This window comes from Microbacterium sp. Leaf320, from assembly GCF_001423485.1.
GTDB lineage: Bacteria > Actinomycetota > Actinomycetes > Actinomycetales > Microbacteriaceae > Microbacterium.
In genome coordinates this window covers 135,237-150,486 of sequence record NZ_LMOD01000004.1, presented here as the reverse complement: position 1 = coordinate 150,486, position 15,250 = coordinate 135,237, and the positions used below count along the sequence as shown (strand labels likewise).

Here is a 15,250-nt window from a genome sequence, read left to right as displayed (position 1 = left end):
CTTCCTTTCGTGATGACCACCGCTGGCGGGTGCCTGCGATGTGAGGCTGCCTCATGGTGCGGGAGAGGCTGCTACGCGGAGCGGCGGACCGGCCTTCGCACGGACGCGCTGCGCCCAGGCGAGGACGCTGGCTGCGACGACCGAGAAGATCAGCAGACCGCCGGTGATGATGTTGATGACGTCGGAGGTGACGCCGGCGAGACGCAGGCTGCTGCCCAGCACCCCGATGAGCAGCACGGCGGCGACGACACCGTGCAGGTGCCCGCGTCCGCCGAAGACCGAGACTCCGCCGAGCACGACGGCGGCGATCACCTGCAGCTCGAGCCCCGTGGCGTTGTCGCCTCGGGCGCTGCCGAACCGCAGCGTGTAGAAGATGCCCGCGAAGGCGGCGACGACGCCCGAGAGCACGAACAGGATGAACTTCGTCCGCTCGACGTTCACGCCCGAGAACCGCGCGGCGTCCTTCGAGAGGCCGATCGCGAAGACGCCGCGGCCGAACGGCGTGAAGTGCAGCAGCACGACGAACAGCACCAGCAGGATCAGAAACGGGATCACGATGTACGGGATCGTGGTTCCGGCGATCTTCGCCTTCGCGAGAGCGGTCCAGGTCTCGGGGAAGTCGGTCACGGCAGTGGTTCCGAGCAGGCCCACCGCGAGACCGCGGAAGAGCGCGAGCGTGCCGATCGTGACGGCGAGCGAGGGCAGGCCGACGATCGTGACGAGGAAGCCGTTGAACGCACCGCCCACCACGCCGACCAGCAGGGCGGCGAGAGCCGCGACCTCGAACGGGGCACCCGACTCGGTGAGCACACCGGTGACGACGCTGGCGAGTCCGACCATCGATCCGACCGAGAGGTCGATCTCTCCGGTGATCATGACGAGCGTCATCGGCAGGGCGATGAGCAGGATCGGCGCGACGTCGAGCAGCAGGTAGTTCGCTGTGATCGGCTGCGCGAACCCGCGGATCGAGACCGCGGCGACGATGGTCACGAGCACGAGCAGGGCGATGATCGCGAACTCGCGGTTGACGAAGATGCGCCGCCAGAGCGGACGGTCGTAGTCGCGGATGACGCGCGTCGACGTGGTCGTCGTTGTCGTGGTCATGATTCGTCCCTCGCCTCGATGAGCTGGCGTCTCTGTCTGACCGCGAGCACCCGGTCGAGCACGATGGCCCCGATGATCAGCACACCGACCACGGCGCGCTGCCAGAAGTCCGGGATGCCGAGAATGGGCAGCGCACGGTTGATGGTCATCAGGAGCATCGCGCCGATGGCCGCGCCCCAGACGGTGCCGACGCCGCCGGTGATCGCGATGCCGCCGATGACGGCGGCACCGACCGCATCCAGCTCCCAGCCGCTGCCTGCCTGCGAGCTGATGGATCCGTAGCGGGCGGCGTAGAAGACGCCGGCGAGACCTGCGAGTGCGCCCGAGAGGACGAACGCCGAGAGCACGCGGCGGGTGACCTTGAGACCGTAGAGCTCGGCGGCCGCGGGGTCGGAACCGATCGCGTAGTACTCGCGACCGCCGCGGATGTTGCGCAGATACCAGGCGGCGAGCGCGAGCACGATCACCGCGATGATCGTCAGCACCGGGACGAAGAGGATCTGCTGCGTGCCGAGGCCGAGGAAGTCCTTCGGCATGTCGGAGGCGTTGATGCGATCGCTGCCGGTCCAGAGCACGTTTATGCCGCGGTAGGCATACAGCGTGCCGAGCGTGATCACCATGGCCGGCACCTTCGCGAAGGCGACCAATGCGCCGTTGACCAGGCCGAGGAAGGCACCGAGCAGGACGGCCGCGATCACGACGACCACGATCGGGATGCCGGGGACGTCGACGAAGAGGCGTCCGGTCAGGTAGGCCGTGAGGCCCATCACCGAGCCCACCGACAGATCGACGTTGCGCGTGATGATGACGATCGCCTGGCCCACCGCGACGAGCATGAGGATCGACGGCGTGAGCAGCAGATCGCGCCAGCCGTCGGAGCTGAAGAGGAACGCCGGGTTCTTGACGGTCGCGGCGATCACGACGAGCACGAGCGCGGCGAGGATGCCGAACTCGCGTGCACGGCCGATGCCGCCGGGCTTCTTCGCGATCGCCGGAGCGGCGGCCGCGGGTGCGGTGGTGGTGCTCATGAGTGCAGCTCCGATGAGTGGGTGGCGGCGAACATGACGTTCTCGCTGGTGGCGTCGTCGCGGGAGATCTCGGCGGTGATGCGTCCTTCGCGCATCACGAGCACTCGGTCCGCCATGCCGAGCACCTCGGGCAGCTCGGACGAGATCATCAGGATGCCCATGCCCTCGCCGGCGAGCTGCGACAGCAGTCGGTGCACCTCGGACTTGGTGCCCACGTCGATGCCGCGGGTCGGCTCGTCGATGATGAGGACGCGCGGGTCGGTGGCCAGCCACTTGGCCAGCACGACCTTCTGCTGATTGCCGCCCGAGAGCGTGGACGCCACGGTGTCGAGCGCGTGCGTCTTCACCTCGAGGCGCGACGCCCACTCCTTCGCCGCACGGTTCTCGATGCCGCTCGTGATGAGTCCCCACTTCGAGAGGCGCCGGCGGATGGCGAGCGTGATGTTGCCTCCGACGCTCGCGTCGATCACGAGGCCCTGCTTGCGGCGGTCCTCGGGAACGAGCGCGAGTCCGCTGCGCATCGCGGCGGTCGGGTTGCGGCGGGCGACGCCCGCGCCGAGCATCCGCACCTCTCCCTCGTCGTAGGGATCGACGCCGAAGATCGCGCGGGCGACCTCCGAGCGACCGGCACCGACGAGACCTGCCAGTGCGACGATCTCGCCCGCGCGCACCGTGAACGAGATGTCATGGAAGACGCCGGGACGGGTGAGCGCTGTGACCTCGAGCAGCGGCTCGCCGATGGCGGCCTCCTGCTTGGGGAACAGCTCGGTGACGTCGCGGCCGACCATCTGGCGCACCAGTTCGTCGACCGTGGTCTCGGCGATGGGAGTGGTGTCGATGTATGCCCCGTCACGCATGACGGTGACGGTGTCGCACAGGTCGAACACCTCGTCGAAGCGATGCGAGATGAAGAGGATCGCGCGTCCCTCGTCGCGGAGGCTCCGCGCGACCGCGAAGAGTCGGTCGACCTCGACGCCGCTGAGTGCGGCCGTCGGCTCGTCCATGATCAGCACGCTCGCGTCGAGGGAGATGGCCTTGGCGATCTCGATGATCTGCTGGTCGGCGATCGACAGACCCTCGGTGATGCGGTCGGGGTCGAGCGTCACGCCCAGGCGGCGGAAGATCCGGTCGACTTCGGTGCGCATGGCCTTGCGGTCGATGCGGCCGAGGAAGCCGGTGGGCTGGCGCCCCATGAAGATGTTCTCGGTGACCGAGAGATCGGGGAACAGCGTCGGCTCCTGGTAGATGACCGCGATGCCCGCGGCCTTCGACTGGGCGGTGCTGGTGAAATCGACATCGTCGCCGTGCAGACGGAAGTCGCCCGAGTCGCGGCGGTACAGACCGGCCATGATCTTCACGAGCGTGGACTTGCCCGCGCCGTTCTCGCCGATGAGGGCGTGGATCGAGCCGGGGCGGAGCGTCAGGCTGCCGGAGCGGAGTGCGACGACGGGGCCGAAGGACTTCACCACCCGATGCAGCTCGAGCGCGGTGGGGGGAGCGCTGCGGGCGGAGGCTGCGTCTACCACTGGCTTTCCTCTCCGTTGAGGGGGATGATGATCGGAATGAACTTTACCTGAATCGATTCAAGCTCGTTTCAGGCTAGTGTATGTGATGCCGGTCTCAGGTCAACCCCCGATGCCGAAGCGTGATCCGCCCGACGACGAGAGGACTGCCGAATGCCGGTCAGCATCCGCGATGTCGCCGTTCGCGCTGGCGTCTCCGTCGGCACCGTCTCGAACGTCCTGAACCGACCGGACGAGGTCTCCAGCGAGTCGGTCGAGCGAGTGACGCAGGCGATAGAAGAGCTCGGCTACGTGCGAAACGACGCCGCCCGCAAGCTCAGAGCCGGCGTGAGCACGACCGTCGGATTCGTCGTGCTCGACGGCCAGAACCCCTTCTACAACGATGTGGTGCGCGGTGCCGAAGACGAGGCGTCGAGCCACGGCATCGCGATCCTGTACGGCAACACCGACGACGACCCGTCCCGCGAGAAGGTCTATCTCGACCTGTTTCGCGAGCAGCAGGTGCGCGGCCTGCTCATCGCCCCCTACGGCGACGTCATGACGCAGCTGCGCAAGTTCCGAGCGAGCGGGATCGCGACGGTTCTCGTCGACCGATTCAGCGCCGACAGCGGGTTCTCGTCGGTGTCGGTCGACAGCGTCGCGGGTGGGCGACTGGCGGTCGAGCACCTCATCGAGGGCGGTCGGCGGCGGATCGCCTTCGTTGGCGGCCCCTTCGACATGCGTCAGGTCACCGACCGTCTCGCGGGCGCTCGCGCGGCGGCCGAGAACGCGGCGGTGCACGTCGAGCTCGAGGTCGTGCCGACGGCGGCGATGACGGTCGAAGAGGGCGTCGCCGCCGGAGCGCGCCTGCTCACCCGCCCTCGGCGCGAGTGGCCCGACGCGCTCTTCGCCGCCAACGATCTGCTCGCCCTCGGCCTGCTGCAGTCGCTCGTGTCGGGCGGACGCCTGCTCGTCCCCGACGAGATCGCGCTGATCGGCTTCGACGACAATCCGTTCGCGGCCGCCGCCGCGGTGCCGTTGTCATCCATCCGTCAGCCCAGCCGCATGATCGGTCGCACGGCGCTGCGGATCGTGCTCGAAGAGGCCGCCGACCCCGAGAGCATCCCGAGGCAGACCGTGTTCCCGCCCGAGCTGATCGTGCGCCGCTCGACCGGCGGCTGAGACGGCATCGGGCTGCGCCGATCAGGCCCCGTACGCGCGTGCGACCGGACGCCGCAGGCCTTCGTACTCGACCGAAGGCCAGCGTTCGTCGACCGTCAGCACCTCCCAGCCCGTCTCTGTGCGCAGCATGGTGTCCTCGACCTTGACCCCCGGTGCGGTCGGATTCCACGCGAACGTCTGATTCTCGACGAGCAGATCGGTCGTGGATGCCGTGGCCCGAGGGTCACGTCCGGCATAGCCGGTCGGCCCACCCTGGTGATGCCGCTGCCATTCGCCGGCGTCGAACCCGAAGCGGGCGTACGCCGCGGTTCCCGCCGCGAAGGCGTCATCGAGACGAGCGCCGGGAACGGAGGCATCGAGAAACGCACGTTCGACCCCGAGGATCGGCTCTTCGTCGACGGATGCGCCGACCCATCGTGTCGCGTTGGCGATGAGCCCGTCGCGGCGACCGCAGACGACGATCATCGCGCGATCGCCGAGCAGACCGGCGGTCGGCAGCGGATGCCGGAACGCATCGCGCTCCACGCCCGAAACGAGCACGACGAGCGGATCGATGCCCCGGGCGATGAGCTCGGCGGCGGCGACCGCCGCGACCGCCCGCTCGGTCTGGTCAGGCCCGACCCGGCTGAGCACATCGGTCAGTGTCTCGGCCGTCTCCTGGCCGAGCGACCGATACCTGGCTCGCTCAGCAGGCAGCATCCGCGCCCTCGCCGCACGCAGCTGAAGCGCCGCCTGCGACTCCGGCACCGCCGCGTCCTCGGCGGCGGCGACCGCCGGCGGAATCCACCAGGGCACCCGAATAATGCGCTCGGCATCCTGGGGCAGCAGCTCCTCGGCGATCATCCGGTCGGCCTCGTTGTCGGCGACGTAGAGCACGTCCCCGCCCTTCTCCGCGCGCACGGCGAGCACCGGGGGCCCCGCGAGCGACACGTGAGTGCGCACGCCCTCGAGATACCACGACACCGCCTCATGCGACTCGAGAACGAGCGCTGCGCCGCCGAACTCCCGCCGCACGCGGGCGACACGATCCTGCTTCTCGATGCGGTCCTCGGATGCTCCGGCCATGCGACTCTCCCCTGCAAAACGTTTTCTCGTAGTATGACGACAGCCGCGACCGATCGCGGGACGAAGGGATGCTGATGGCACGCGAATCGTCACGCCCTGGCATCACCGACGTCGCGAAGCTCGCCGGCGTCTCGCTGTCGACCGTGTCGCGCGCGATGAACGGCAACCCGACCGTCGATCCGGCGCTCGCGGAGCGCGTTCAGGCGGCCGCGGCCGAGCTCGGCTACACCGCCAACCCTGTGGCCCGCAGCCTGGTGCTGGGTCGCACGCAGACCGTCGCCGTCGTGATCCCCGACCTCGAGAACCCGACGTTCCAGGCGATCCTGCGGGGCCTCAGCCGGGCAGCGACCGCCGACGGATATCACGTGCTGGTCGCCGACTCGCGTGAAGACCTCGGCGAGGAGCACGCGCTCGCCAGGGCCACCAGACTGCGTACTGACGGCGTGATCCTCTGCGCTCCGCGCATGCCCGAAGAAGAGCTCGCGACGCTGCTCCCCGCGCTCTCCCCCGCCGTCGTGATCAACCGCGGCCCACAGCCGAGCGCCCCGGTCGTCGGTGCTGACTACGGATCGGGTATGCGCGAGATCGTCGATCACCTGACGTCGCTCGGTCACCGTCGCCTGGTCTATCTCGCCGGCGCCACCCGCAGCGTGACCCATCGCGCTCGACAGGACGCGATCGCCGCAGCGGCCTCGAGAACACCGGGACTGGAGGTCGAGGAGATCTCCGCCGGCGTCGACTTCGACAGCGGCACCGCGGTCGCGGATCAGGTGCTCGCGAGCGGTGCGACCGCCGTGATCGCGTACAACGACCTCGTCGCGATGGGCCTCCTCTCGGCACTGACCGTGCGCCGCGTGGAGGTTCCGGGTCAGCTGTCGATCACCGGCTTCGACGACATCCCCTTCGCCGCCTACACCTCGCCTCCGCTCACGACGGCAGCCGTACCCGCGGTCGAGATCGGAGCCGCCGCCTGGGCTGCGATGCACGCTCAGCTCACCGGCGGTGACCCCACCCCGACGCTCACGCTGACGCCGACTCTCGTCGTGCGCGGAAGCACCGCAGCGCTGCACGAAGGCTGAGCGTCCGCATCCCGACGACTCGACATGCACCCTGTGCTATCGTCGAGAAAACGTTTCCTGAGTTCGAGATCACCGAAGGATCACGATGACGAAGACCCGCTACGCCCTCGCCGGCGCCGGAGCCCGCGCCCAGATGTACGTCGAGGGGATCATCGGCACGCACCGTGACCGCGCCGAGCTCGTGGCGATCATCGAGCCGAACCCGGTGCGGGCCAAGCTCTACGCCGACCGCATCGCCGAGGTCGGCGCCCCGCTGCCCCGACTCGCCACCCCAGACGAGCTCGAACAGGTCATCCGCGACGAACGCGTCGACCGGGTCATCATCTGCTCCCGCGACGACCTGCACGCCGAGCTGATCGTCCGCTCGCTGGAGGCGGGCGCCGACGTCGTGGTCGAGAAACCGCTGACGATCGACGCCGCGAGCGCGGCGCGCATCGAAGACGCGGTCGAGCGCACCGGCCGTCAGGTCGTGCTGACGTTCAACTACCGCTACTCCCCACGCAACAGCGCGCTGCGCCAGGTGATCCAGGACGGCACGATCGGAGAGGTCACCTCGGTGGACTTCTCGTGGATGCTCGACACCAACCACGGCGCGGACTACTTCCGCCGCTGGCACCGCGAGAAGAAGAACTCGGGCGGTCTGCTCGTTCACAAATCGAGTCACCACTTCGACCTGGTGAACTGGTGGATCCGCTCGCAGCCGACCCGCGTCTTCGCCTCGGGCGGTCTGCGCTTCTACGGGGCCGACAACGCCGCTGCCCGCGGGCTGGGCGAGCGCCCCGCCCGAGGCACCCACGACGACGGCGATCTGTTCGAGCTCGATCTCCGCACCGACGAGCGCCTCACCGCTCTCTATCTCGACGCCGAGGAGCACGACGGATACCGGCGCGACCTCGACGTCTTCAGCGAGGGGATCACGATCGAGGACAACCTCGCGCTCGTCGTCGACTACGCCTCGGGAGCGACGATGTCGTACTCGCTGAACGCGCACGCGCCGTGGGAGGGCTACCGCGTCGCGGTGAACGGCACGCTCGGCCGGGTCGAGCTCGAGGTCATCGAGCGGGGCGCAGTCCTCGCGGGCGAGGGCCTGCATCCGCACATCGACCCCAGCCTCTCGGGCAGCTACGGCACGACCTCGCTGCGCCCCGAGGGCGAGCGGCTGATCGTGCAGCGGCACTGGGAAGAGGCCTACGAGGTGCCGATCGACGGCGGTGACGGCGGCCACGGCGGCGGCGACGAGCTGCTGCTCTCGGATGTCTTCGAGGGCCCGGGCGACGACCCGCTCGCCCGCCCGGCCGACTGGACCGACGGCATCCGCTCGATCGCCGTCGGCATCGCCGGCAACCGCTCGCTCGAGACGGGACTGCCCGTGAAGGTCGACGAGCTCGGCATCGCACTGCTGGAGCGGTGATGAGGGTCGTCGTCACCGGCGGATCCGGCAGGCTCGGGCGCACGCTCGTGACGGGCCTCGCCGATGCCGGGCACGAGATCGTGTCGATCGATCGCGAGCCGACGGACGACCTCGATCGCCCCGGGATCACGCAGTTCTCCCTCGACCTGACCGATGCGGATGCGACGGCATCGGCACTCGCGGGCACGAATGCCGACGCGCTGATCCACCTCGCGGCGATCGCGGTGCCGTTCAGCGCCCCGGAAGACGTGATCCTCCGCACCAACGGCGCTCTCGCGCAGTCGGTGCTCGGCGGAGCGGTGCGCGCCGGCATCCATCGGGTGGTCGCTGCGTCGAGCCCCACAGTGATCGGCTACGGCGCTCCCCGCGGATGGACGCCCGAGCGACTGCCGCTCGACGAGGCTTCCCCCGCGGAGCCGTGGAACGCCTATGCCCTGTCGAAGCTGCTGATCGAGCAGACCGTCGACATGCTGCGGCGTCAGACCGGCGACGACGTGCGCTTCGCCTCGTTCCGCCCCTGCTACGTGATCGCCCCCGAAGAGTGGGCCGGCGCTCAGACGCAGCAGGGCCACACCGTGCTCGATCGACTGAACGACCCGGCGCTGTCGGCTCCGGCCCTGTTCAACTACGTCGATGCCCGTGACGTCGCAGCCTTCGCCGACACGCTGCTCGCCGCCCTCGACGACATCCCGAACGGCGAGGTCTTCTTCGTCGGCGCCGACGACGCGCTCGCCCGTCGCCCCCTGAACGAGCTTCTGCCCCGGTTCCACCCCGGCACCGAGCACGCGGCCGCGGCCCTGACCGGCAGCGCCCCCGCCTTCTCGTCCGCCAAGGCCGCCCGCCTGCTCGGCTGGCGGCCGACCCGCAGCTGGCGCACCGAGCTCGCCTCCTCGACCGCATCCGCCGCCGCATCCGGCGCCCCATCCGGCGCCCCATCCGTCTCCTGAAAGGCTCGACATCGACTTCGATGGAATCCTCTTCTTCCCGGTGACCCCGTTCACCGCTGACGGCACGATCGACCACGAGCTGCTCGCGACCCATGTCGCGACCGGTGTCGAGGCCGGAGCCGGCGGGGTGTTCCCCGCGTGCGGCACAGGAGAGTTCCACGCCCTGTCGGCGAGCGAGGCGGCCGCGGTCACCCGCACGGCTGTCACCGCTGTGGCCGGACGCGTGCCGGTGATCTCCGGCGCCGGTGGGCCGCTCGGCCACGCGATCGAGGTGGCGAAGGCCGCAGCGGATGCCGGCGCCGACGGACTCCTCGTGCTGCCGCCCTATCTCGTCGGCGGCACACAGGCGGGACTCGCCGCCTATGTCGAGCAGATCGTCGAGGCGGCGAGCCTGCCCGTGATCATTTATCACCGCGGAAGCGCGCAGTACTCGGTCGAGACCGTGCGCCGACTCGTCGCGAACCCGAAGGTCGTGGGCTTCAAGGACGGCACCGGCGACATCGGTGCGACGCAGCTGATCGTCCGCGCCGTCGCCGAGGAGGGCCGGTCGGACTTCTCCTTCTTCAACGGTCTGCTCACGGCCGAGCTGACGCAGGGCGCGTATCGCGGCATCGGCGTTCCCCTCTATTCGTCGGCCGCCTTCGCCATGGCGCCCGACATCGCGAACGCCTACTACCGCGCGTACGCCGAGGGAGACGAGGCACGGCGCCTCGCACTGCTCGACGGCTTCTATCGCCCTCTCGTCGAGCTGCGCGATGAGACCCCCGGATTCGGCGTCTCTCTGATCAAGGCGGGGCTGCGGCTCTCGGGACTCGCCGTCGGGTCGGTGCGCGCACCGCTCGTCGACCCCACGCCCGCCCAGGAGGCACGCCTCGCCGAGATCCTCGCAGCTGGGCGCGCGCTGCTGTGACCACGATCCGGAGTCTGACGACGCGTCTGCAGCGGGTGCCGCTGGCGCGCCCGTGGGCTGCCGACGTCACCTCGGTCGGCGTCATCGCGACGCATCTCGTGCGCTCCGACGGAGTCGAGGGCTGGGGCTTCTCGTGGACCCCGCAGATCGGGGCGCACGCGGTGGAGGCTCTGCTCCGACACGACATCGGGCCCGCCGCGGTCGGACGATCAGCCGTGCCCGGCGAGACCTGGCAGGACCTGTGGGAGCACCTGCACGAAGCTGGCGGCGCGGGCATCACGACGATCGCGCTCGCAGGGCTCGACCTCGCGCTGTGGGATGCCCAGGCTCGGTCGGACGGCAGCACGGTGTCGGAGTCGATCGGCCGCCGCCGCGAGCGCGTACGCGCCTACGGTTCGGGAGTGAACCTTCACTACTCGCTCGACGAGCTGCTCGCCCAGGTGCAGCGGTGGATCGATTCGGGGTTCACCGCCGTGAAGATCAAGGTCGGCAAGCGCGATCTCGCCGAGGACCTCGATCGCGTCGCCGCCGTCCGCGACCTGCTGGGGCCCGCTCCCTCGCTGATGATCGATGCGAACCAGCGGTGGGATCTCGAGCGGGCGGCGACCTCGGTCGAAGCGCTGTCGCGGTTCGACCTCGCCTGGATCGAGGAACCGCTGCGGGCCGACGACCTCGACGGCCACACCGAACTCGCACGGCGCATCGATGTGCCGATCGCGCTCGGCGAGAACCTGCACACCGTGCACCGCTTCGGCGACTTCCTGCGCGCGGGTGCGGCGCAGATCGTTCAGCCCAACGTCGTGCGGGTCGGCGGCATCACGCCCTTCCTCCGCATCGCCGAGCTGGCGGCGTCTCACGGCGCAGCCCTGCACCCGCACCTGCTGCCGGAGCTCTCCGGACAACTCGCTCTCGCGCTTGCCGACACAGCGTCCGAGGTGCTCGTCGAGGACGTCGAGGACGCCGGGTTCGGCGCGCTGGGCGCCCTGGTCGACCCGTCGCCCGTCACGATCGCCGGCGGCTGGCTCACCGAGAACGCGCACGCTGGCCTCGGCATCCGCTTCTCCCCTCTGCTCACCGACGCCGCAGCGCGCACCGACGACCCCGCGTTCCGCGCAGGAAAGGACCCCTCGTGACCACGTCTCCCGAAGATCTCGACGCGATCGTCCGCGCCGCAGCCGCCGCTGCCCCGATCTGGCGTCGCTCGCCGGCCTCGGACCGCTCGAGCTGGCTGCGTGCCGCGGCCGATGTGCTCGACGCGAACCTCGACGAGCTCGTCGCGATCGCCGACGAGGAGACCCGCCTGGGCGCGACCCGTCTGACCGGCGAGGTGGCCCGCACGAGCGGCCAGCTCCGCCTCTTCGCGACGGTCGTCGAGGAGGGCTCGTACCTCGAACTCACGGTCGATGATGCGGATGCGGCAGCAACCCCGCCGCGACCGGAGCTGCGCCGACTGCTCACTGCCCTGGGCCCTGTGGCGGTCTTCTCGGCGTCCAACTTCCCCTTCGCCTTCTCGGTCGCCGGCGGCGACACGGCCTCGGCCCTCGCCGCCGGAAACCCTGTCGTCGTGAAGGCGCACTCCGGCCACCCTCGGCTGTCGGCGCGCACCGCCGAGCTGGTGGCGGCGGCACTGGAGTCCGCAGGGGCCCCCGCCGGTTCGCTCGCGCTCGTGGCGGGTCGCGACGCGGGTAACGCGCTCGTGCAGCATCCGCTCGTCCGGGCCGCCGGCTTCACCGGCTCAGTGTCCGGCGGACGCGCACTGTTCGACCTCGCCTCGGGGCGCCCTGACCCGATCCCGTTCTACGGCGAGCTCGGTAGCATCAACCCGGTCGTCATCACCGAAGCCGCGGTCGCCGCACGCGGTGACTCCCTGGCTCAGGGGCTCGTCGGATCCTTCACTCTCGGCGTCGGCCAGTTCTGCACCAAGCCGGGTGTGGTCTTCGTTCCCGCAGGCTCGGGATTCGAGGATGCCGTAGCGGCCGCCGTGCCCGCGATCTCGGGCGGCCCGCTGCTCACCGACCGCATCACCGCGGCGTTCCCCGCCGGCCTCGCCCACCTCGAGGGCGATCCCTCGGTGTCGATCCTCGCCGAGGGCGTCGAGGTCGACGGTGTGCGCCCGGTCGCCCTGCTCACCGATGCGCGTGCAGTGGCCGCGCGGCCCGAGACGCTGCTCGAGGAGTGCTTCGGGCCGGTCACCCTCATCGTCCGCTACGACTCCGCGGCCGACCTGCATGGGGCGCTCGCCGCCGTGCCGGGGAGCCTCACAGCGACCCTGCACGCCGAGCCCGGCGAAGACTCCGCCGCGACCCTGGAGCTTCTGCAGGAGCGCGCAGGACGCGTACTGTTCTCCGGCTGGCCGACCGGCGTCGCAGTGACCTGGTCGCAGCAGCACGGCGGCCCCTGGCCCGCGACGACCTCCCTGCACACCTCGGTCGGCGCGTCCGCTATCCGCCGGTTCTTGCGGCCGTTGGCGTTCCAGGACGCGCCGGAGGCGCTGCTCCCCGAAGTGCTCCGGGAAGACGCTCTCTCGCGTCTCCCCCATCGCCGCAATGGCGTGCTCGTACTTCCCGCCTGATCTCAGCGCGAGCGCCCCTCGGACGAGATCGAAACGCCCTCCCCGTCGCAGGACGGAGAGGGCGCCTCGGCATGCGGCGAACGAAGGTCAGCTCTGCGCCAGGACTCCCGCATTCGCGCCGGCGAGCAGCTGCTCGATCTGCTCGTAGGTCACGTCGACACCGGGGAATCCGATCAGGCGTCCGATCGGGAACGACGCCATCATCTTCTCCATCGCCTCGTCGTTCGGCATCATCGACGCCGCAGACGAGTCGGCTCCGGTGAGTCCGTCCATCAGCCCGCCGAGGGCGCCCATCACGATCGGTCCGGCCACGGGGTGGGCCACGACGTCGCCGATCGAGGAGTTCATGGTCAGGGGCAGCGAGACGACGTCGCCTTCGACCGAGACAGTCGACGACGAGCGGATGTCACGGCTCGACGCCGCGACCTCGACCGTGTACTCGCCGCTCTCGACGATGAAGCGGTCGACGCGGACGTCCCAGTACGCCAGGTCCTCCCGGCGGACCACGAGCTCGACCGTGCGGGTCTCCCCCGCGGCCAGCGCCACGGAGGAGAACGCCTTGAGCTCACGCGGTGCGCGCTGCACCGACGACGCGACCGGAGCGACGTACACCTGCACGATCTCTCGCCCGTCGCGGGCTCCGGTGTTCGTGACGTCGACCCGCACCACGATGTCGCCATCCGCGTCAGCGGTCACCGAGGTCTCACCGTACGAGAACGTCGTGTACGACAGTCCGTGTCCGAACGGGAACGTGACGTCGAGGCCCTTCGCGTCGTACCAGCGGTAGCCGACCAGCACGCCCTCGCCGTAGCGGACGTGGCCGAACTCCCCGGGGAAATTGCCGAACGAGGGGTTGTCCTCGAGGCGCACCGGGACGGTCTCGGTGAGTTTGCCCGACGGGTTCACCGCACCGTACAGCACGTCGGCGACAGCACCGCCGCCAGCCTGACCGAGCAGCCAGGTCTCGACGATCGCCGGCACGCGGTCTGCGAACGGCAGCGCCACGACGCCGCCGTTCGAGAGCACGACCACGGTCGCGGGGTTCGCCGCGATCACGGCATCGAGCACCGCGAGCTGGTCGGCAGGGAGGTCGATGTGCTCGCGGTCGAAGCCCTCGGACTCCTCCGCGGCGGGAAGGCCGAGGAAGACGACGGCCACGTCGGCTGCGGATGCTGCGGCCACCGCCTCGGCGCGCAGGTCGTCGTCGGAGCGCCCGGATGCCGCGACGGCGCCGCCCTCGACGGCGAAGCCCGGCGCGTACGACACGTCGTCGCCTCCGACCGCGCGCAGCTCGTCGAGCGCCTTGTCGACCCGGGTCGGGTTGATCAGAGACGAGCCGGCGCCCTGGAAGCGCGGTTCGGCAGCGAAGGCTCCGATGACCGCGATCTTCTGACCCGCTGCGAGCGGAAGCACATCGCCGTCGTTCTTCAGCAGCACGATCGAGCGGCCTGCGGCCTCCCTCGCGAGCGCATGGTGGGCATCGACGTCCAACGGGCCTGACACGGCAGGCCGCTCGCCGGCCTTGCGCGCCAGGTCGATCGCCCGGGCGGCTGCGGTGTCGAGCACACTCTCGGCGAGATCACCTGCGCGCACGGCGGCGACGAGCTGAGCATCCGTGCGTCCGCCCGACGACGGCATCTCGAGGTCGAGTCCGGCGGCGACGCCGGCGACCCGGTCGTTCACCGCGCCCCAGTCCGAGACGACGAGGCCGTCGAAGCCCCAGTCGTCGCGCAGCACCTGGGTGAGCAGCCAGGGGTCCTCGGAGGTGTACACACCGTTGAGACGGTTGTACGAGCACATAACCGTCCACGGCTGAGCGTCCTTGACGACGCGCTCGAAGCCACGCAGGTAGATCTCGTGCAGCGGGCGCGGATCGACGTCGGAGCTCGCGCGCATCCGGTCGAATTCCTGGTTGTTGGCAGCGAAGTGCTTGAGCGACGTGCCGACACCCTGCGACTGCACGCCGCGCACGGATGCCGCCCCGAGGATGCCCGACACGATCGGGTCTTCTGAGAAGTACTCGAAGTTGCGTCCGCACAGGGGCGAGCGCTTGATGTTGATGCCGGGGCCGAGCACGATCGCCACATCCTCGATCGCGGCTTCGACGCCGATGGCCGCGCCGACCCGCTCGATGATCTCAGGATCGAACGACGAGCCGATACCGACGGCGGGCGGGAAGCAGGTTGCGGGCACGCTGCTGGCGAGGCCGAGGTGGTCAGTGCCACCCGACTGCTTGCGGAGGCCGTGCGGGCCATCGGTCATCATGATCGACGGAAGGCCGATGCGATCGATGGCCTTGGTCGTCCAGAAGTCCGCTCCACTCGTGAGCGAAGCCTTCTCTTCGAGGGTGAGGTCGGATGCCGAGGGCTCGGTCATGGTCTTCCTTTCGCAGGCGACAGCGGTGTCTAGCGAAAACTATATGCGAGTAGGTATTGGATTTCAAACGTTGT

The 15,250-nt window shown here is 69.8% G+C and carries 12 protein-coding genes; 7 read left to right on the top strand and 5 right to left on the bottom strand.

Annotated features, from left to right (window positions below):
- Positions 1-51: 51 nt before the first annotated feature.
- Genes ASF63_RS14315 through ASF63_RS14305 form a run of 3 tightly spaced genes read right to left on the bottom strand, consistent with a single transcriptional unit; the run spans position 52 to position 3,658 of the window.
- Positions 52-1,104, bottom strand: a complete 1,053-nt coding sequence (locus ASF63_RS14315) for an ABC transporter permease (protein ID WP_056515399.1) — start codon at positions 1,102-1,104, stop codon at positions 52-54.
- Positions 1,101-2,132, bottom strand: coding sequence for an ABC transporter permease (locus tag ASF63_RS14310; RefSeq protein ID WP_056515396.1), 1,032 nt, complete (start codon positions 2,130-2,132; stop codon positions 1,101-1,103). Before ASF63_RS14310 ends, ASF63_RS14315 begins: the two co-directional genes overlap by 4 nt.
- On the bottom strand, positions 2,129-3,658 hold the full coding sequence (locus tag ASF63_RS14305) for a sugar ABC transporter ATP-binding protein (RefSeq protein ID WP_053098749.1): 1,530 nt from the start codon (positions 3,656-3,658) through the stop codon (positions 2,129-2,131). The genes ASF63_RS14310 and ASF63_RS14305 overlap by 4 nt, the downstream gene beginning before the upstream one ends.
- Positions 3,659-3,808: 150 nt before the next feature.
- Between ASF63_RS14305 and ASF63_RS14300 the strand changes: the two genes are divergently transcribed.
- Entirely contained in the window at positions 3,809-4,816 is a 1,008-nt protein-coding gene (locus ASF63_RS14300) for a LacI family DNA-binding transcriptional regulator (RefSeq protein WP_056515393.1), read from the top strand.
- A 21-nt stretch (positions 4,817-4,837) separates the two neighbouring features.
- Here ASF63_RS14300 and ASF63_RS14295 read toward each other — a convergent pair whose 3' ends face one another.
- Positions 4,838-5,881 (bottom strand): M24 family metallopeptidase, encoded by a 1,044-nt coding sequence (locus ASF63_RS14295; RefSeq protein ID WP_235560805.1) that lies wholly within the window; start codon positions 5,879-5,881, stop codon positions 4,838-4,840.
- A gap of 74 nt (positions 5,882-5,955) precedes the next feature.
- Between ASF63_RS14295 and ASF63_RS14290 the strand changes: the two genes are divergently transcribed.
- The 6 genes from ASF63_RS14290 (at position 5,956) to ASF63_RS14265 (ending at position 12,800) form a co-directional block, all read left to right on the top strand.
- Entirely contained in the window at positions 5,956-6,960 is a 1,005-nt protein-coding gene (locus tag ASF63_RS14290; RefSeq protein WP_056516280.1) for a LacI family DNA-binding transcriptional regulator, read from the top strand.
- Between the two features lie 85 nt (positions 6,961-7,045).
- The gene (locus ASF63_RS14285) at positions 7,046-8,371 is read left to right on the top strand and encodes a Gfo/Idh/MocA family protein (protein WP_056515390.1); all 1,326 of its coding nucleotides are present in this window, start codon (positions 7,046-7,048) and stop codon (positions 8,369-8,371) included.
- A complete protein-coding gene (locus ASF63_RS14280) occupies positions 8,368-9,318 on the top strand; it encodes an NAD-dependent epimerase/dehydratase family protein (protein ID WP_056515387.1) in 951 nt (316 codons plus the stop codon). The genes ASF63_RS14285 and ASF63_RS14280 overlap by 4 nt, the downstream gene beginning before the upstream one ends.
- A 10-nt stretch (positions 9,319-9,328) precedes the next feature.
- Positions 9,329-10,228, top strand: coding sequence for a 5-dehydro-4-deoxyglucarate dehydratase (locus ASF63_RS14275; RefSeq protein WP_056515383.1), 900 nt, complete (start codon positions 9,329-9,331; stop codon positions 10,226-10,228).
- The gene (locus ASF63_RS14270) at positions 10,225-11,361 is read left to right on the top strand and encodes a mandelate racemase/muconate lactonizing enzyme family protein (protein ID WP_056515380.1); all 1,137 of its coding nucleotides are present in this window, start codon (positions 10,225-10,227) and stop codon (positions 11,359-11,361) included. The genes ASF63_RS14275 and ASF63_RS14270 overlap by 4 nt, the downstream gene beginning before the upstream one ends.
- The gene (locus ASF63_RS14265) at positions 11,358-12,800 is read left to right on the top strand and encodes an aldehyde dehydrogenase (NADP(+)) (RefSeq protein ID WP_056515377.1); all 1,443 of its coding nucleotides are present in this window, start codon (positions 11,358-11,360) and stop codon (positions 12,798-12,800) included. Before ASF63_RS14270 ends, ASF63_RS14265 begins: the two co-directional genes overlap by 4 nt.
- A gap of 87 nt (positions 12,801-12,887) precedes the next feature.
- Here the strand turns inward: ASF63_RS14265 and ASF63_RS14260 are convergent, their stop codons facing one another.
- Positions 12,888-15,176 (bottom strand): glycoside hydrolase family 3 C-terminal domain-containing protein, encoded by a 2,289-nt coding sequence (locus ASF63_RS14260; RefSeq protein WP_056515375.1) that lies wholly within the window; start codon positions 15,174-15,176, stop codon positions 12,888-12,890.
- Between the last annotated feature and the right edge of the window lie 74 nt (positions 15,177-15,250).